Origin of the sequence: Streptomyces luteogriseus (genome assembly GCF_014205055.1) — a bacterium.
Classification (GTDB): Bacteria; Actinomycetota; Actinomycetes; order Streptomycetales; family Streptomycetaceae; genus Streptomyces; species Streptomyces luteogriseus.
Window position 1 is genome coordinate 6,734,292 of record NZ_JACHMS010000001.1, and the last position, 17,421, is coordinate 6,751,712.

General features: G+C 74.4%; 13 protein-coding genes. 1 reads left to right on the forward strand and 12 read right to left on the reverse strand.

Annotated elements, in window-relative coordinates:
- The first annotated feature begins 263 nt into the window (after nucleotides 1-263).
- The gene (locus tag BJ965_RS29995; RefSeq protein WP_184912906.1) at nucleotides 264-1,175 is read left to right on the forward strand and encodes an SCO1860 family LAETG-anchored protein; all 912 of its coding nucleotides are present in this window, start codon (nucleotides 264-266) and stop codon (nucleotides 1,173-1,175) included.
- Between the two features lie 40 nt (nucleotides 1,176-1,215).
- On the opposite strand, the gene cobC is transcribed toward BJ965_RS29995, so the two are convergent.
- Genes cobC through BJ965_RS30055 form a run of 12 tightly spaced genes read right to left on the reverse strand, consistent with a single transcriptional unit; the run spans nucleotide 1,216 to nucleotide 17,421 of the window.
- Complete coding sequence (gene cobC, locus BJ965_RS30000) at nucleotides 1,216-2,271, reverse strand: Rv2231c family pyridoxal phosphate-dependent protein CobC (protein WP_184912908.1); 1,056 nt, start codon at nucleotides 2,269-2,271, stop codon at nucleotides 1,216-1,218.
- Entirely contained in the window at nucleotides 2,261-3,184 is a 924-nt protein-coding gene (locus BJ965_RS30005; RefSeq protein WP_030852460.1) for a sirohydrochlorin chelatase, read from the reverse strand. Before BJ965_RS30005 ends, cobC begins: the two co-directional genes overlap by 11 nt.
- Nucleotides 3,181-3,768 (reverse strand): precorrin-8X methylmutase, encoded by a 588-nt coding sequence (locus BJ965_RS30010; RefSeq protein WP_184912910.1) that lies wholly within the window; start codon nucleotides 3,766-3,768, stop codon nucleotides 3,181-3,183. Before BJ965_RS30010 ends, BJ965_RS30005 begins: the two co-directional genes overlap by 4 nt.
- Nucleotides 3,765-5,456 carry a precorrin-3B C(17)-methyltransferase gene (cobJ, locus tag BJ965_RS30015; protein ID WP_184912913.1) on the reverse strand — a complete coding sequence of 564 codons (1,692 nt, stop codon included), beginning with the start codon at nucleotides 5,454-5,456 and terminating at the stop codon, nucleotides 3,765-3,767. The genes BJ965_RS30010 and cobJ overlap by 4 nt, the downstream gene beginning before the upstream one ends.
- Entirely contained in the window at nucleotides 5,453-6,691 is a 1,239-nt protein-coding gene (gene cbiE / locus BJ965_RS30020) for a precorrin-6y C5,15-methyltransferase (decarboxylating) subunit CbiE (RefSeq protein ID WP_184912915.1), read from the reverse strand. Before cbiE ends, cobJ begins: the two co-directional genes overlap by 4 nt.
- Entirely contained in the window at nucleotides 6,688-7,506 is an 819-nt protein-coding gene (cobM, locus tag BJ965_RS30025; RefSeq protein ID WP_184912918.1) for a precorrin-4 C(11)-methyltransferase, read from the reverse strand. Before cobM ends, cbiE begins: the two co-directional genes overlap by 4 nt.
- A 59-nt stretch (nucleotides 7,507-7,565) precedes the next feature.
- Nucleotides 7,566-8,297: a precorrin-2 C(20)-methyltransferase gene (cobI, locus tag BJ965_RS30030; protein WP_184912920.1), complete on the reverse strand. Its 732-nt coding sequence runs from the start codon at nucleotides 8,295-8,297 to the stop codon at nucleotides 7,566-7,568.
- A complete protein-coding gene (locus BJ965_RS30035) occupies nucleotides 8,294-9,655 on the reverse strand; it encodes a cobyrinate a,c-diamide synthase (protein ID WP_184912922.1) in 1,362 nt (453 codons plus the stop codon). Before BJ965_RS30035 ends, cobI begins: the two co-directional genes overlap by 4 nt.
- A complete protein-coding gene (gene cobO / locus BJ965_RS30040) occupies nucleotides 9,652-10,251 on the reverse strand; it encodes a cob(I)yrinic acid a,c-diamide adenosyltransferase (protein WP_184912924.1) in 600 nt (199 codons plus the stop codon). Before cobO ends, BJ965_RS30035 begins: the two co-directional genes overlap by 4 nt.
- A complete protein-coding gene (locus BJ965_RS30045) occupies nucleotides 10,251-12,263 on the reverse strand; it encodes a putative cobaltochelatase (RefSeq protein WP_184912926.1) in 2,013 nt (670 codons plus the stop codon). Before BJ965_RS30045 ends, cobO begins: the two co-directional genes overlap by 1 nt.
- Complete coding sequence (cobN, locus tag BJ965_RS30050) at nucleotides 12,260-15,916, reverse strand: cobaltochelatase subunit CobN (protein WP_184912928.1); 3,657 nt, start codon at nucleotides 15,914-15,916, stop codon at nucleotides 12,260-12,262. Before cobN ends, BJ965_RS30045 begins: the two co-directional genes overlap by 4 nt.
- Nucleotides 15,913-17,421: a cobyric acid synthase gene (locus BJ965_RS30055; RefSeq protein ID WP_184912929.1), complete on the reverse strand. Its 1,509-nt coding sequence runs from the start codon at nucleotides 17,419-17,421 to the stop codon at nucleotides 15,913-15,915. Before BJ965_RS30055 ends, cobN begins: the two co-directional genes overlap by 4 nt.

Sequence of the window (17,421 nt, forward strand, 5' to 3'; positions counted from 1 at the left end):
CGACGGCGGGACGACCGTGAGGGTGGTGGCCGGGCGACCGTGAGGGTGATGGCCGGGCTACCGCGAGGGTGAGGCCGGGCAACCCGGGACGGTGGGGCCGGGCAACCCGGGAGGGTGGCGGCGGGGAACGCCTGTGCCGGGAGATTCGAATGGATCCGCGGTATCGCCACGTTGGAGTGAAGCGGCGTCGGATCGCTGACGCCGTGCGCGCGGTGCGGCGATTCTGTCCGGGTCCCGAGCCTGTCTCTCCTGGAGTCCCCACCGTGAACAGCCCTTCCTTCCGCATGCCCGCACGCCGGCTGGCGACCGTCGCGACCGTCACGGCCCTCGCCGCCGGGCCCCTGGCACTGACCGGCGTGAGCTCGGCGCACGCCACCGGCGACCACGGCCGCGCGAGCGCCGTCGTCCTGCGCACCGGCCTGGACGTCTCCCTGCTGAACAAGTCGGTGAACGTCCCCCTCACCGTCTCCCTCAACGACGTCCGGGCCCCGCGCAGCGCCGAGAAGACCACGCTGACGGCCACCCTCGACGCGGTGGACGGCGGTCGGCCGTTCAGCGTGCTGGGCGCGGAGGTGGCCGAGGCGAGAGCGACGGCGACCGCCACGAAGGCCGAGGGCAGCGCCACCCTGGCCCACGCCCGCCTCCATGTCCCCGGACTGCCGCTGCTGTCGCTGATCGAGGTCGAGCAGGTCACGGCCAGGGCCACCTGCGAGGTGGGGAAGAAGACGTTCGCCACGACCGGCGTGCCCGGCTCGGTGACCGTGCTCGGAAAGCGCGTGGCCCTGTCCGCCGACGGCCCGACGGACGTCGAGGTGCCGGGCGTCGGCGAGGTGCGCCTGGACCTCTCCAGCACCCGGACCACGGCCCGTACGGCCGCCGCCACCGCCCTCGAACTCAAGGTGTCCGTCAACCCGTTGAAGCTGAACGTCGCGGAGGTCGACGGCACGGTCACCCTGGCCGAGGCGACCTGCAAGACCCCGCAGCCCGAGTCCGCCGCACAGCCCCCGGCCGAGCAGGCCACCCCACCCGCCGACGTGAAGCCGCAGGGAGAACCCGCGGAGGCGGACCTGGCCGAGACGGGCGGCAGTTCGACCACGCCGTACCTCATGGGCGCCGCCCTCGCCCTGCTCGCGGCGGGCGGCGGAGCGGTGGCCCTGGCCCGCCGCCGCGGCTGATCCGCGGCGGCGCCGGTCGGGCACCTCGACGGGTGGGGAGTCAGTCCGTCAGAGCCCGTTCCAGGGCGTGCAGGAACCCGTCCGTCGTCCTGCGGTCCCGGACCGCCAGCCGGAGCCACTCCTCGTCCAGCCCGGGGAACGTGTCCCCGCGGCGCACGGCGTAGCCGAGGTCGCGCAGGCGCCGGCGGACGGCGGACGCCCCCGGCAGGCGGAGCAGGACGAACGGGCCCTGCGCGGGACCGGCCACCCGCAGCCCGGCCGGGGCGAATCGGTCGAGGCCGGCCAGCAGATGGGCGCGGTCCGCGGCGACGCGGTGCGCCACGTGGGCCGCCTCCGCCACCGCCCGCGGGCCCACGCACGCCTCGGCCGCGGCCAGGGCCGGGGTCGACACCGGCCACAGCGGCTGCGCCCGCTGGAGGTCCTCGATCGTCTCGGGCGCCGCCAGCACGTAGCCGATCCGCAGCCCGGCCAGCCCCCAGGTCTTGGTCAGGCTGCGCAGCACCACGAGCCCCGGCACGTCGACGCGGCCCGCCAGGGCCTCGCTCTCGCCCGGCACCGCGTCCATGAACGCCTCGTCGACCACCAGCGTCCGCCCCGGCCGGGCGACTCCGGCGAGCGCGTCCGCCGGGTGCAGCACCGACGTCGGGTTCGTCGGGTTGCCGATCACCACCAGGTCCGCGTCCTCGGGCACGGCCGCAGGGTCCAGCCGGAAGCCGTCCTCCTCCCGCAGCAGCACCCGGCCGACCGGGTGCCCCGCGTCCCGCAGTGCCGCCTCCGGCTCCGTGAACTGAGGGTGCACGACGACCGGCCGTCGCACCTTCAGCGCCCGTGCCAGCAGCACGAACGCCTCCGCCGCGCCCGCCGTCAGCAGCACCCGCTCCACCGGGAGCCCGTGCCGCGCGGCCACCGCCGCCCGCGCGGCCCGCCCGTCCGGGTAGGCCGCGAGCCCGCCGAGCGAGGCGGCGATGTGTTCCCGCAGCCAGAGCGGCGGCGTGTCCGCGCGGACGTTCACGGCCAGGTCGACGAGCGAACCGCCGTCGTCCCGGACCTCCGCGTCCCCGTGGTGACGCAGATCGTGCCCGCTCTCAGTGCGCATGCGAGTGAGCACCGTGGTGGTGCCCGTGACCGTGGTGGTGGTCGTCGTCGTCCGGGTGGAAATGCGGCTGCTGCGGCATGCCCACCTTGTCCTCGAAGCCCGGCAGCGCGATGCGGTACACGCAGGAGTCGCAGTTCATCCGCAGGTCACCCTTGACGGCCTCCTCGTAGCGCTCCCACACCAGGTCCAGCAGCTCCGGCTCCGGCCCGATGACGTCGGCCGACAGCACCTCGACCTCCGGGTGAGCGGCCGCCCAGCCCTCTGTCTGGTGCCGGACCCGGTCCGGCAGGATGCCCGTGAACAGGAAGTAGGGCAGGACGACGATCCGTCGCGCGCCCAGCCGCACACAGCGGTCGAGCCCGCTCGGCACGTCCGGCGCCGCCAGCGACACGAACGCCGTCTCGACGCCCGCGTACCCGCGTCCCTCCCACAGCAGCCGGGCCGCCTTGTGCACCTCGGCGTTGGCGTCCGGGTCCGTGGAGCCGCGACCGACCAGCAGGACCGTCACGTCGGCCCGGTCGCCGGGCGTGCGGCCCGCCGACCCCAGGGCCTCGTCCAGCCGCCGCTCCAGCACGTTCAGCAGCGCCGGGTGCGGGCCCAGCGGACGCCCGTACGTGTACGAGATGCCCGGGTGCCGCTCCTTCTCGCGGGCCAGGGCCGCCGGGATGTCGCCCTTGGCGTGCCCGGCGGACACCAGCATCAGCGGGACGGCGGCGAACCGCCGCACGCCCTGCTCGACCAGCTCGGTGACGGCCTCGCCCAGCGGCGGCGGGGACAGTTCGATGAAGCCGCCCGCGACGGGCAGTTCGGGGTGCCGGGCCCCCAGCTGCCGTACGAAGTCGCGGAACGCCTCGGCTCCGGCGTCGTCCCGGGTGCCGTGGCCGGCGATGAGCAGGGCGGGCGGGGTGGTCACAGTTTCTCCTCGGCGGAAGTGGGGTGGTACAGCAGGGCGTTGAGCGCGGCGGCGGCGACCGCCGACCCGCCCTTCTCGGACACGTTGCTCACGGCGGGCAGTCCGCTCTCGCGCAGCGCGGCCTTCGATTCCACGGCTCCGACGAAACCGACGGGCAGCCCGATGACGAGTGCGGGGTCGGCGTCGAGCGTCAGCAGTTCCTCCAGCGCGGTCGGCGCGTTGCCGATCACCCAGAGGGCGCCGGGGCCGACCTGCTCGTGGGCGAGCCGGATGGCGTGCGCGGAACGGGTCAGACCGGGACCGGACTCGGCGTCCTTCAGACGGCAGACGGTCTCGCGCCGGGTGATGCCGGCGCCGACCATCGCCACGTCCACGACGACGGGCGCCCCGGCGTGCAGCGCCGCGTGCGCCTTCTCCAGGTCGGCCTCGTCCATGACGAGGTCGCCGGCGTAGTCGAGGTCGGCGGCGGAGTGGACGACCCGCTCCACGACCGCCCGGGTCAGCGGCGGGAAGTGCGAGGTGTCCAGCCGGGCGCGCATGCGCCGGTAGGACTCCACCTCGATGGGATGAACGACACGGTTCACTCGGAGCCCTCCTGCGCCGACTGCCAGCGGTAGCCGCGCGGGGTCACCATGCGCCCCGCGATGTCCCGGGTCGCGGTGTTCCCCACGGTCACGACCGTCATCATGTCGACCGTCGCCGGGTCGAGCGCGCCCAGGGTGGTGAGCCGGCTGGACTCGTCCGGCCGCGAGGCGTTGCGCACGACCCCGACCGGCGTCGCCGGTGTGCGGTGCTCGGCGAGGATGCCCAGCGCCTTGGGGAGCTGCCAGTCGCGGCCGCGCGAACGCGGGTTGTAGAAGGTGACCACGATGTCCGCCTCGGCCGCGGCGCGCACCCGCCGCTCGATGACCTCCCACGGCGTGTGCAGGTCGGACAGGCTGATCGACACGTGGTCGTGGCCCAGCGGGGCGCCCAGGATCGCACCGGCCGCGAGCGCCGCCGTCACCCCGGGCACACCGACCACGTCGATGTCGTCCGAGGCTTCGGCCAGCGCGGGGGAGGCCATGGCGTAGACGCCCGCGTCCCCGCTGCCGATCAGCGCGACGGCCTGCCCCTTGCGGGCCTCCTCGACCGCCGTGCGGGCCCGCTCCTCCTCGGCGCCGAGCCCCGACTCCAGGATCCGGGTGCCGGGCCGCAGCAGATCACGGATCTGGTCGACGTACTGGTCGAGCCCCACGAGTACGGAAGCGCGCCGCAGTTCGGCCTTCCCGCGCGGCGTGAGCAGGTCCCGGGCGCCGGGCCCGAGCCCGACCACCGCGAGGCGCCCGCGCCCCGGACGCCGTACGACCGCACAGGTCGCCATGGCCGGGCTCGCGGCCGACTTCCGCTTGGGCACGAGGAGTTCGCCCCCGCCGACGAGCGCGGCGGCCTCCGCCACCGACGGGGTCCCGACGGCCGCGAGCGGCGCGTCGGACGGATTGGGCACGTCGACCCCGGCCAGCTCCTCCGCGGAGTACGTCACCAGCGGCACCCCGAGCCGCCGCGCGGCCTCGACGATGCCGGGCTCCTCCGCCTTGGCGTCGACGGTGGCGAGTTCGGCGACGGACGCCATCGACAGCCCGGCCTCCCGCAGGGCGTCCTCGACCAGCCCGAGGACCTCCTCCACGGGGGCGCCCTTCGACGCCCCGACCCCGACGACCAGGGTCGGCGGACGCAGCACGGCCTCGCGCTCGGCCGCCTCCACGAGCCGGTCGGTCAGCCGGATCGTGTACGACCCCTCGTCCGTCACCGGCAGCGGCGGCAGCGGCCAGGCCGCCTCGGCCCGCAGCGCCACCGCCTCACCGTCCAGCAGCGCCCGCGACACCCCGGCGACATCGCCCTCCACGGGCAGGCCGAGGGTGTCAAGGCCCGCCAGGTCCACGGCGTCCGTGGCCGTCGTCACCACCGGCTCGGCACGCAGCAGGTCGCCCACCTCGCGGGCGAGTTCGTTGGCGCCGCCCGCGTGCCCGCCCAGCAGGGACACGGCGAACCGCCCGCCCTCGTCGACGCACACCACGCCCGGGTCCTCGGTCTTGCCGGACAGCAGCGGCGCCACCAGCCGCACCACCGCGCCCGTCGCCAGGAAGCACACGAGCTGCTCGCACTGCGCGAACGCGGTCCGTACGGCGTCCCCGACGGGACCCTCGTACACCCGGGTGCGGTCCGGCCACGCGGCGGCCAGCCGGTCCCGGGCAGCCGCTCCCGCCGCGGTGGCGGAAATGAGGCCGATCACTGGGCGACTCCTTCTTCGACAGCTGCCGGAGGCCGGACGCCCCACAGCAGGAAAACGGGGTTGGTCGCCGCGAGCCGGGTCACGTCCCCGGGCAGCGGCGCGAGCCGCGACGACTGCAGCAGCACGCCGTCGCAGGTGTAACCGACGCTCGTCAGGGCCTCGCGCGCGGCCGGCACCCGGTCGAGGGCCGCCATGGCGACGACCACCGTGCGCCGGGCCCGCCGCGCGCACGCGCCGACGATGGCGGGCAGTTCGCGCCCGCCGCCCCCCACGAACACGGCGTCCGGGGTCTCGGCGAGCTCCGCCAGCGCCTCCGGTGCCGAGCCCCGCACCACCCGCACGTCCACTCCGTGCGCGACGGCGTTGGCGCGGACCCGCTCCACACCGTCGGCGGTCTTCTCCACCGCGGTCACGGCCGCACCGAGCCGCGCGCACTCCACGGCCACGGACCCCGAGCCCGCGCCCACGTCCCACACCAGGTCGCCCGGGCGCGGCCCCAGCCGGGCCAGGGCCAGCGCCCGCACCTCGAACTTGGTGATCATCGAGTCCCGGTGGGCGAACTCCGCCTCCTCCAGGGCCCAGCCGGCGGGCCGCTCCCCGGGGCCCGCGACCGTCCGGACGGGGCCGAGCGCCCGCGTCTCGTCCAGGCACAGCACCACGTTCACCGCCGTGCCCCAGTCCCGGGCGGCGGCCTCGGCGGGTGTCACCCGCTCCACGCGCTCCGCGTCCGAGCCGAGCCCGGACGCGACGACCAGCACCCGTGCCGCGTCCCGCAACGCGGCACCCAGCTCCGCCGGACCCGCGCCCGGCCCGGTCAGCACGGCCGTCTTCGCCTGCGCCCGGCACACGTTGACGGCCGTCCGCAGCTCCCGCCCGTGGGCGCTCACCACCACGGCGTCGTCCCACGGCAGCCCGATCCGCGCGAACGCGGCCGCGACCGACGACACTCCGGGCCGCACATCCAGCCGCTCCGGACCGAACCGCTCCGCCAGCACCCGCACGATCCCGAAGAAGCCGGGATCGCCGGAGGCCAGCACCAGAACGGGACGGTCCTTCGCGAGGTACTCGCCGATGGTGTCGAGGGCCGGCGCGAGAGGCCCGAGCACGACCCGCTCGGCCGTCTCCGGCAGCCTGGCGGCGTCGAGATGCCGCCGACCGCCCACGACCAGCTCGGCACCGGCGAGGACGTCGTCGGAAGCCGCCGCCCCCGTCCCCGTGCCGACCACCGTGATCACGTACTCGCCCCCCGCTCGCGCAGCGCCCGGCGGGCCTCCGGGTCGGCCTTGCGGTACCCGTGGAAGTGGCCCGGGTGGTACAGGTGCGAGCGCGTGCCCTGGGCGTCGAGCGCCGGGCCGACCAGGAACAGGGTGTGCTTCCAGAGCTTGTGCTCCTTGACCGTCTCCTCCAGCGTGCCGATCGTGCACTTCACGATCAGCTCCTCCGGCCAGGTCGCCTGGTACGCCACCACGACCGGGGTCGTCGTCGGGTAGCCGCCCTCCAGCAGCTCCCGCACCAGCTGCCCGCTGCGGGCGGCGGAGAGGAACACCGCCATGGTCGTGCCGTGCTTGGCGAACTCCCGGACCTCCTCCCCGGGCGGCATGGGCGTCTTGCCGCCGCCGAGACGGGTCAGCACGACCGACTGCGCGACCTCCGGGATGGTCAGCTCGCGCTGCGCGAGCGCCGCGACGGCCGAGAAGGAGGACACGCCGGGCACGATCTCGGTCGCGATGCCGATCTCGGCACAGCGGTCGACCTGCTCCTGAGTGCCGCCCCACAGGGCCGGGTCGCCGGAGTGGATCCGGGCGACCTTCAACCCCTCGGCGCGGGCCCGCTCGTACACGGCGACGACGTCCTCCAGGGACATGGTCGCCGAGTCGAGGATCTCCGCGTCCTCGCGGGCGTGCTCGAGGACCTCCTCCTGGACCAGGCTGGCCGCCCAGATCACGACGTCGGCCTCGGCGATGGCGCGCGCGGCGCGGAACGTCAGCAGGTCCGCGGCGCCGGGGCCGGCGCCGACGAAGGTCACTTTGCCGGCGGGGGCGTCGGCCATGGGATGGGTCCTCTCGTACAGGGGGTGAAGGGGGGCGGGGCGATGGTGGACGGGGTGCGTCAGAGCTTTCCGCCCCGTCCGCCCTCGCGCCGGGCGGGCGCGATGAGCGTCGACAGATAGGGCAGGGGCGCCTCGTCGAGATCGGCGGCCGGACGCACGGACTCCTCCGGGAGCCCGAGGGCCGATCCCCAGACGGCGTCGGCGAGCCGCCCGGTCTCCCGCAGCGCCTCGGCGACCTCGTGCGCCTGCCGCCCGAACTTGTAGGCGACCACGGTCCCGGGCCCGGCCAGGGCGTCCTTCAGCACGGCGGCCCCGGCGGTGACGGGCACGAGCGTGAGCGGCTCGGTGCCCTCGGTCAGGACGGCCCCCGACCGGGCGGCGAGGTCCTGCATGGCGGTGATCCCGGGCACGGTCGACACGGCGGTCCCCGGCACCAGCTCGGCGATGGTCTGCGCGAGGTAGGTGAACGTCGAGTACACGTTGGGGTCGCCGATGGTCGCGAAGGCCACCGAAGCGTGCTGCCGCAGCAGTTCCGCGACCCGCTCCCCGGCGGCGTCCCAGGCGGCCTCGCGCCGCCCCCGGTCGCTGCGCTCGTTCAGCGCGAACACGACCCGGACGACCTTGTCCTCAGGCACATAGTGCAACACGGTCGCCTCGGCCCGGCCGCGCTCCCCGCTGTCCATCACGGGGACCACCACGACCTCGGCCTCCCGCAGGGCGTTGACGCCCTTGACGGTCACCAGCTCCGGATCCCCGGGGCCCACCCCGACTCCGACCAGCCTGCTGCTCATGACGTCCGGCACCTCTCCACGAACCGACGGGCGACACCGGGCTCGGACGCCCAGTGCGTGTGCAGATAGCTCGCGTGCACACCGCGCTGTACGAAACCTTCGACCCGCGGCCGGGGGCCGCGGACCCCCCAGGCGGGCTCCGTCCCCGAGCCGGGCTCCACGACGGTCCGGTGGAACTCGTGGCCCCGCATCCGGGTCCCGGCCGCCGCGAGCACACTGTCGCCCACGGCCACGGCGTCCCGGTAGCCCAGAGTGAGCCGCTCGGTCATCCGCGCCCCGGCGTCCAGCACCCCGCACATCGGCAGCCCGTCCAGCTCCCGGCACAGATACAGCAGTCCGGCACACTCGGCGGCGACGGGAGCACCGCTTCCCGCCAGCTCGGCAACGGCCTTGCGCAGGGGTTCGTTGGCGGACAGCTCCGAGGCGTACACCTCGGGGAACCCGCCCCCGACGACCAACCCGGAGGCTCCCTCGGGCAGTTCCTCGTCCCGCAGGGGGTCGAAAGCGACGACTTCCGCCCCGGCGGCGGCGAGCAGTTCGGTGGTCTCGGCGTAGGAGAAGGTGAAGGCAGGCCCCCCGGCCACGGCGACGACCGGAGCGGCTCCCGCGGCCGGCGAGGAAACGGCCTCGGCCGCATCCCAGGCCGCGCTCGACAAGGCCCCCGCACTCCGCGCCAGCCCCGCCAACGCGTCCAGATCACAACCTTCGGAGACCTGCGCCCCCATCGCCGCCACGGCCTCCACGGCGGCGGCGTGCCGCTCGGCGACCGGCACCAGCCCCAGATGCCGCGACGGCGTGTCAACCTGAGGAACCCGCCGCAGCACCCCGAGGACCGGCACCCCGGCCTGCTCCAGCGCCTCCCGCAGCAGCTCCTCGTGCCGGTCCGAGGCGACCTTGTTCAGGATCACGCCCCCGACCCGCACCTCCGGGTCCCAGGAGGCGAACCCGTGCACCAGCGCCGCGACCGACCGGGACTGCGACGACGCGTCCACGACCAGCACCACCGGCGCCCGCAGCAGCTTGGCGACATGAGCCGTGGACGCGAGTTCACCCTCGCCCGCGGCCCCGTCGTACAGCCCCATCACGCCCTCGACGACGGCGATGTCACACCCCCGCGCCCCGTGCAGGAACAGCGGCCCGATCAGCTCGGGCCCGCACAGGTACGCGTCGAGGTTCCGTCCCACCCGCCCGGTCGCGAGCGCGTGGTACCCGGGGTCGATGTAGTCCGGCCCGACCTTGTGCGGGGACACGGCGAGCCCCCGCGCGGCGAACGCGGCCATCAACCCCGTGGCGACGGTGGTCTTGCCGCTGCCCGAGGAGGGCGCGGCGATGACCAGCCGAGGGACGGAAGCATTCACCACTCGATGCCCCTCTGGCCCTTCTGGCCCGCGTCCATGGGGTGCTTGACCTTGGACATGTCGGTCACGAGGTCGGCGAAGTCCACGAGCTTCCCGGGCGCGTTCCGCCCGGTGATGACCACGTGCTGGGTGCCGGGCCGATTGCGCAGGACGTCGATCACCTCGTCCGTGTCCACCCACCCCCAGTGCATCGGGTACGCGAACTCGTCGAGCACGTACAGCTTGTACGTCTCGGCCGCCAGGTCCCGCTTGACCTGCTCCCAGCCCTCCCGGGCCTTCTCCTCGTTGTCCATCTGCTGATCACGCTGGACCCAGGACCAGCCCTCGCCCATCTTGTGCCAGTCGACGGACCCGCCCTCGCCGGAGGCGCCGAGCACCCGCAGCGCGTTCTCCTCGCCGACCTTCCACTTCGCCGACTTGACGAACTGGAACACCCCGATCGGCCACCCCTGGTTCCAGGCCCGCAGCGCGAGCCCGAAGGCGGCGGTGGACTTGCCCTTGCCGACGCCCGTGTGCACGACGACCAGCGGACGGTTCCGCCGCTGGCGGGTCGTCAGTCCGTCGTCCGGCACCACACTCGGCTGTCCCTGCGGCATTACGCGGCCCTCCTCTGCACGTCCTTCACGAGCCCGGCGATGCTGTCCGCCCGCAGCTCGTCCAATGTCACGGCCGTACCGCCCAGTTCGCCCGCGAGCTGCCCGGCGAGCCCCAGCCGCACCGGCCCCGACTCGCAGTCCACGACGACCGAGGCGACCCCGTCGGCCGCGAACAACCGCGCCGCACGCCCGGCCAGGGCGACCGGCTCCGGGCCACCGGTGGCCCGCCCGTCCGTCACCAGCACGACCAGCGGCCGCCGCGCGGGATCGCGCAGCCGCTCCACGCGCAGCACGTCATGGGCGCGCAGCAGCCCCGCGGCGAGCGGCGTACGCCCACCCGTCGGCAACGTCTCCAGCCGGGCCGCCGCCGCGTCCACCGAAGAGGTCGGCGGCAGCGCCACGTCCGCGGCCGTGCCGCGGAAGGTCACCAGGCCCACCTTGTCGCGCCGCTGGTAGGCGTCCAGCAGCAGCGACAGCACGGCGCCCTTCACGGCGCTCATCCGCTGCCGCGCAGCCATCGACCCGGAGGCGTCCACGACGAACAGCACGAGATTGCCCTCGCGCCCCTCGCGGGTGGCCTGCCGCAGATCGTCCCGGCGCACGACCAGGCCCGGCCCGGACCGTCCGCGCGCCCGCTGGTGCGGCGCCGCGGCCTGCACGGTCGCCGCCAGATGCAGCTTGGTGAGCGCGCCGCGGGGCCGCCTGGCCCCGGTCGTCCGCCCGTGCTCGGTCCGCGCCCGGGACCGCCGCCCGGCGGCACCCTCGCCGATCCCGGGCACGCTCAGCACCTTGGTGCGAAACGGCTCGGAGGCGCGTGCGGCCGGCTGCTCGCCGGCGCCCGAGGGCTGCGGCTGCCCGCCCTCGCCGGCCTCGGGCCGGGCCGCGGTGTCGCCGTCGCCCTGGGGCGCGTCGTCGGGCTCCGGCTGTCCGCCGTCCCCGCCGGGCCCGTCCCCGCCGGGCCCGTCCGGGCCGGGGTCCGGATCCGGGTCGTCGTCGTCCGAGCCGCCGAACTCCTCCAGGGTCTCGTCGAGCTTGTCCTCGTCGAGCCCCGGCGCGTCGAAGGGGTTGCGCCGCCGCCGGTGCGGCAGCGCGAGCAGCGCCGCCTGCCGGACGTCCTCGGCGAGCACGTCCGTGCGCCCGGCCCAGGCCGCCAGCGCGGTGGCGGTCCGCGCCATCACGATGTCGGCGCGCATGCCGTCGACCTCGAACGCCGCGCAGGTCGCCGCGATCTGCCGCAGCGCCCCGTCGCCCAGCCGCACGGACGGCAGCAGCTCCCGCGCGGCGACGATCCGCGCCCGGACGGCGGCCTCCTCCTCGGCCCAGCGCGCGGCGAACCCGGCCGGATCGTCGTCGTAGGCCAGGCGCCGCCGGACGACCTCCACCCGCTGGTCCGGCTCCCGCGAGGCCGCGACCTCCACGGTCAGCCCGAACCGGTCGAGCAGCTGCGGCCGCAGCTCACCCTCTTCGGGGTTCATGGTGCCGACGAGCAGGAAACGGGCGGCGTGCCGTACGGAGACGCCCTCGCGCTCGACGTACGAGGCGCCCATCGCGGCCGCGTCCAGCAGCAGGTCGACCAGGTGGTCGTGGAGGAGGTTGACCTCGTCGACGTAGAGGATCCCGCGGTGCGCGTCGGCCAGCAGGCCCGGCTCGAAGGCCTTCACGCCCTCCGACAGCGCCCGCTCGATGTCCAGTGCGCCGACCAGCCGGTCCTCGGAGGCACCGACGGGCAGTTCGACCATGCGGGCGGGCCGCTCGGCACCGCCGCCGGCCTCGTGGGGTCCGTCCGGGCACCCCGGGTCGGGGGACGCGGGGTCGCACGAGAAACGGCAGCCGGGGACGACCGGGACCTCCGGCAGCAGCGCCGAAAGGGCCCGCACCGCCGTCGACTTGGCCGTGCCCTTCTCGCCGCGCACCAGTACACCGCCGACGGCCGGGGACACCGCGTTCAGCAGCAGCGCGAGCCGCAGGTCGTCCTGGCCCACGACGGCCGTGAACGGAAAGGGGGTGGTCACTTCTCGTCGCCCTCCAAGTCGCCTTCGAGTTCCAGATAGGTGGCGCGCAGCCGCTGAAGCGTCTCCGCGTCCGGCTCGGCCCACAGTCCGCGCTCTGCGGCCTCCAGCAGCCGTTCGGTGATGCCGCGCAGCGCCCAGGGGTTGGACTTCTTCATGAAGTCCCGGTTCTCCGGGTCGAAGACGTACTCGGCGCTGAGCTTCTCGTACATCCAGTCGTCCACGACCCCGGCGGTGGCGTCGTACCCGAACAGGTAGTCCACCGTCGCCGCCATCTCGAAGGCGCCCTTGTAGCCGTGCCGCCGCATGGCCGCCATCCAGCGCGGGTTGACCACCCGGGCGCGGAAGACGCGGTGCGTCTCCTCGCCGAGCGTGCGGGTCTTCACCTGGTCCGGGGTGGCCGAGTCGCCGACGTACGCCTCAGGGCTCGCGCCCGTCAGGTGCCGCACCATGGCGACCATGCCGCCGTGGTACTGGAAGTAGTCGTCGGCGTCGACCAGGTCGTGCTCACGGGTGTCGACGTTCTTCGCGGCGACGGCGATCCGCTTGAACGCCGTCTCCATGTCCCCGCGCGCGGCCCGCCCGTCGAGCCCCCGGCCGTAGGCGTAGCCGCCCCACACCGCGTACACCTCGGCGAGGTCCGCGTCGGAGCGCCAGTTGCGGGCGTCGATCAGCGGCAGCAGACCGGCTCCGTACGCCCCCGGCTTGGAGCCGAAGATGCGGGCCGTGGCCCGGCGGCGGTCGCCGTGCTCGGCGGTGTCCTGGTCGGCGTGCGCCTTGACGTGGTTGGACTCGGCCGGCTCGTCCAGATCGGCGACCGTGCGGACGGCGTCGTCGATCAGGCCCACGACGTGCGGGAAGGCGTCCCGGAAGAAGCCCGAGATGCGGACCGTCACGTCGATGCGCGGCCGGCCGAGCTCCGCCAGGGGGATCACCTCGAACCCGGTCACGCGCCGCGAGGCGTCGTCCCACACCGGCCGGCAGCCCAGCAGCGCGAGGATCTCGGCGATGTCGTCGCCCTGGGTGCGCATCGCCGAGGTGCCCCACACCGTCAGGCCGACGGACTTCGGGTACTCGCCGGTGTCCTGCAGATACCGCTGCACCAGCGAGTCCGCGAGCGACTGCCCGACCTCCCAGCTCAGCCGGGACGGAATGGCCTTGGGGTCGACGGAGTAGAAGTTGCGGCCCGTCGGCAGGACGTTGACCAGCCCGCGGGTCGGCGAACCGGACGGTCCGGCCGGCACGTAACCGCCGTTCAGCGCCCGCAGGATGTGCCCGATCTCGTCGGTGGTCTTCTCCAGCCGGGGCACGACCTCGGAACAGGCGAACTCCAGCACGGCGACGGCCTCGGGCAGTTCGGTGCCGAGGACCTCCCGGACCAGCGGCGCGCTCTCGGCGACCGCCCAGCCGCGCTCCTCCATGCCCTCCGCGATCCGCCGGCACAGCTGCTCCAGCAGGTCGATCGCATCGGCGGCGCTGCGCGACGGGCCGTCCACCAGGTCCGTCAGCTCGACGGGCACCTTCACCGGAGCGCCCGGCTCGGCCAGCAGTTCCTTCTCCACCAGCCCGAAGTGCCGCGCCAGCGACGCCCTCAGGCCCGGCAGCGCGTTGGCCTGCCCGCCCCACACCTGCGAGGCGCGCAGCACCGCCAGGACGAGGTTGACGCGCGGCTCTCCGACCGGCCCGCCGCCCAGGATGTGCAGGCCGTCGCGGATCTGCACGTCCTTGATCTCGCACAGATAGCCGTCGATGTGCATGACGAACTCGTCGAACGTCTCGTCGTCCGGCTGCTCGTCGACGTGCAGGTCGTGGTGGAGCTCGGCCGCCTTGACCAGCGTCCAGATCTGGGCGCGCACGGTCGGGGCCTTCGCCGGGTCCAGGTCGGAGACGAGCGCGTACTCGTCGAGGAGCTGCTCCAGCTTGGCCAGGTCGCCGTAGGTGTCGGCGCGGGCCATCGGCGGCACGAGGTGGTCGACGACCGTGGCGTGCCCGCGCCGCTTGGCCTGGGTGCCCTCGCCCGGGTCGTTGACGATGAACGGGTAGATCAGCGGCAGTTCCCCGAGGACCGCGTCCGGAGCGCAGCCCCCGCTGAGCCCGAGGCCCTTGCCCGGCAGCCACTCCATGGTGCCGTGCTTGCCCATGTGCACGACGGCGTCGGCGCCGAAACTGTTCTCCAGCCAGCGGTAGGCCGCCATGTAGTGGTGGGACGGCGGCATGTCCGGGTCGTGGTAGATCGCGATCGGGTTCTCGCCGAAGCCGCGCGGCGGCTGGATCATCACCACGACGTTCCCGAACTGCAGCGACGCCAGCACGATGTCGTCGCCGTCGACGTAGAGGCTGCCCGGCGGCTCGCCCCACGCCTCCGTCATGGCGTCCTTCAGCTCCGGGTCGAGCTTCTCGAACCAGGCCCGGTAGTCGGCCAGCGGCACCCGCGCGGGCGCGGCGGCCAGCTGCTCCTCCGTCAGCCACTCCACGTCGTGCCCGCCGGCGTTGATGAGCCGGTGGATCAGCTCGTCACCCTCGTCCGGATGCCCCTCGACGACGTACCCGGCGTCCCGCAGCGCGTCCAGCACCCGCACCGCCGAGGCGGGGGTGTCGAGCCCGACCGCGTTGCCGACCCGCGAGTGCTTGGTCGGGTACGCGGTGAAGACCAGCGCCAGCTTCTTCTCGGCGTTCTCCTTGTGCCTGAGCCGCGCGTGCCGTACGGCGATGCCGGCGACGCGCGAGGCACGCTCCGGGTCCGCGACGTACACCGGCACGTCGTCCGGGCCCTGCTCCTTGAAGGAGAACGGCACGGTGATCAGCCGCCCGTCGAACTCCGGGATCGCCACCTGCATCGCGGCGTCCATGGGGGAGAGGGCGGCGTCCGAATCCGCCCAGGCCTGCCGCGAGGACGTCAGGCACAGGCCCTGCAGCACCGGGATGTCCAGCTCGGCGAGGGCGCCGATGTCCCAGGCCTCCTCGTCACCGCCCGCCGAGGCCTGCGAGGCGTGGGTGCCGCCCGCGGCGAGGACGGTGGCGACCAGGGTGTCCGCCTGCCCGAGGATCTCGTACAGGCCCGCGTCCGCCCCGCGCAGCGAACCGCAGTACACGGGCAGCGCGTTGGCGCCCCGCGCCTCGATCGCGTCGCACAGGGTGTCCACGAAGCCGGTGTTGCCGCTCAGCTCGTGCGCCCGGTAGAAGAGCACGCCGACGGTCGGACGGCCCGGCTCGAGGGCGCGCTCGCCGTGGACGCCGTACTCCGGCATCTTCCGCGGCTCGACGAACCCCTCGCCCGTCAGCAGCACGGTGTCGGACAGGAACCGGGCGAGTTCGGTGAGGTTGTCCGGCCCGCCCTCCACGAGGTACTTCAGCGCCTCGGCGACGACACCGGCCGGCACGGACGACTCGGCCATCAGCTCCGCGTCCGGCACGGACTCGCCGCCGAGCAGCACGGTGGGGACACCGGAGGCCTTCAGCGCGGCGAGCCCGTCCTCCCAGGCCCGCTTGCCGCCGAGCAGCCGGACGACGGCGATGGCCGCCCCGTCCAGCAGGGCCGGAAGCTCCTCCCGGACGTCCACGCGGGTCGGGTTGCCGATCCGGTAGTCGGCACCGGAGGCGGCCCGGGCCGCCAGCAGGTCCGTGTCGGCGGTCGACAACAACAACACAGTGCTCATGCGGGTGCTCCCGGTGGAATGAAGGGCAGTCCTTGCGGCGCGCCGGACTCGATGAGCCGCCACAGCGCGTCGGTGTCCGCGTGCTGTTCGATCAGGTCGCCGAGCCGGTCGAGCTGCTCCTCGCGCAGCGCGGCGAACGAGGTGTCCGGCGCGGGCACGAAGCGGCGGCCCGCGGCGGCCGCCACCTCGCGCAGAAAGGCCCGCCGGAAGCCGTCCGACTCCAGTGAGCCGTGCCAGTGCGTGCCCCAGGTCTGGCCGACCCGGCAGCCGTCCAGGAAGGGAATCCCTCCCGTGACGTCGGCGACCCCGTGGTGGATCTCGTAGCCCTCGACGCGTTCGCCGAGGGCCTCGCCCCGCGGCCGGGTGAGGGTCTTCTCGCGGGCGAACCGCACCCGCACGGGCAGGATCCCGAGCCCGTCGACGTGGCCCCGGCGGCTCTCGACGTCGTCCTCGATGTGCTCGCCGAGGATCTGGAATCCGCCGCAGATGCCGAGGACGGGCCGCTGCTCGGCTGCCCTGCGGACCAGGGCCTCGGCGAGCCCGCGCTCGCGCAGCCACTCCAGCGCGCGGACCGTCCCGCGGGTGCCGGGCACGATGACGAGGTCGGCGTCGGACAGTTCCTCCGGCCGGTCCACGAACCGCACCACGACGCCCGGTTCGGCGGCCAGCGCGTCCACGTCGGTGAAGTTGGACATGAGCGGCACGGCGCAGACCGCGACGCGCAGCACGTCCTCGCCGACGGGCGGCGCGACGACGGACTCCCGCACCGCTCCCCGCAGGGAGACCCGCAGCCCGTCCTCCTCGTCGATCCCGAGCCCGTGCCGGAACGGCAGCACACCGTACGTCTTCCGCCCCGTGAGCCCGAGCAGCATGTCCAGCCCCGGCTCCAGCAGGGAGACGTCCCCGCGGAACTTGTTGACGAGGAACCCGGCGACGCAACGTTGGTCCTCGGGCGACAGCAGCGCCACCGTCCCGAAGAACGAGGCGAACACCCCGCCCCGGTCGATGTCGCCGACGACGAGCACGGGCAGCCCGGCGTTCCGGGCGATCCCCATGTTCACGATGTCCGTCCGCCGCAGATTGATCTCGGCGGGAGAACCGGCCCCCTCACAGATCACCGCGTCATACGTGCCCCGCAACTGCTCCAGGCAGTCCAGCACCGTCCCGAGCAACTGCTGCTGCCGTCCGCCGTGGTAGCCGCGCGCACTCAGCTCCCCGACCGGCTTGCCCAGCAGCACGACCTGACTGCTCTGCTCGCCACCGGGCTTGAGCAGCACGGGGTTCATCAGCGCGGTCGGCTCGACCCGGCAGGCCTGCGCCTGCATGGCCTGCGCCCGCCCGATCTCGGCCCCCTCCGTCGTCACGAAGGAGTTCAGGGACATGTTCTGCGCCTTGAAGGGCGCGACCTTCACGCCCTGGCGCACCAGCCACCGGCAGATCCCGGCGGTCACGACGCTCTTGCCGGCGTCGGAGGTGGTGCCGGCGACGAGAAGCCCACCGCTCAT

Coding starts and splice junctions, on each gene's coding strand:
- cobO (WP_184912924.1), bottom strand. CDS start 10,251: ATGCCGCAGGGACAGCCGAGTGTGGTGCCGGACGACGGACTGACGACC.
- cobI (WP_184912920.1), bottom strand. CDS start 8,297: ATGAGCAGCAGGCTGGTCGGAGTCGGGGTGGGCCCCGGGGATCCGGAG.
- cobN (WP_184912928.1), bottom strand. CDS start 15,916: ATGAGCACTGTGTTGTTGTTGTCGACCGCCGACACGGACCTGCTGGCG.
- BJ965_RS30055 (WP_184912929.1), bottom strand. CDS start 17,421: ATGAGCGGTGGGCTTCTCGTCGCCGGCACCACCTCCGACGCCGGCAAG.
- cobM (WP_184912918.1), bottom strand. CDS start 7,506: ATGGCCGACGCCCCCGCCGGCAAAGTGACCTTCGTCGGCGCCGGCCCC.
- cobC (WP_184912908.1), bottom strand. CDS start 2,271: ATGCGCACTGAGAGCGGGCACGATCTGCGTCACCACGGGGACGCGGAG.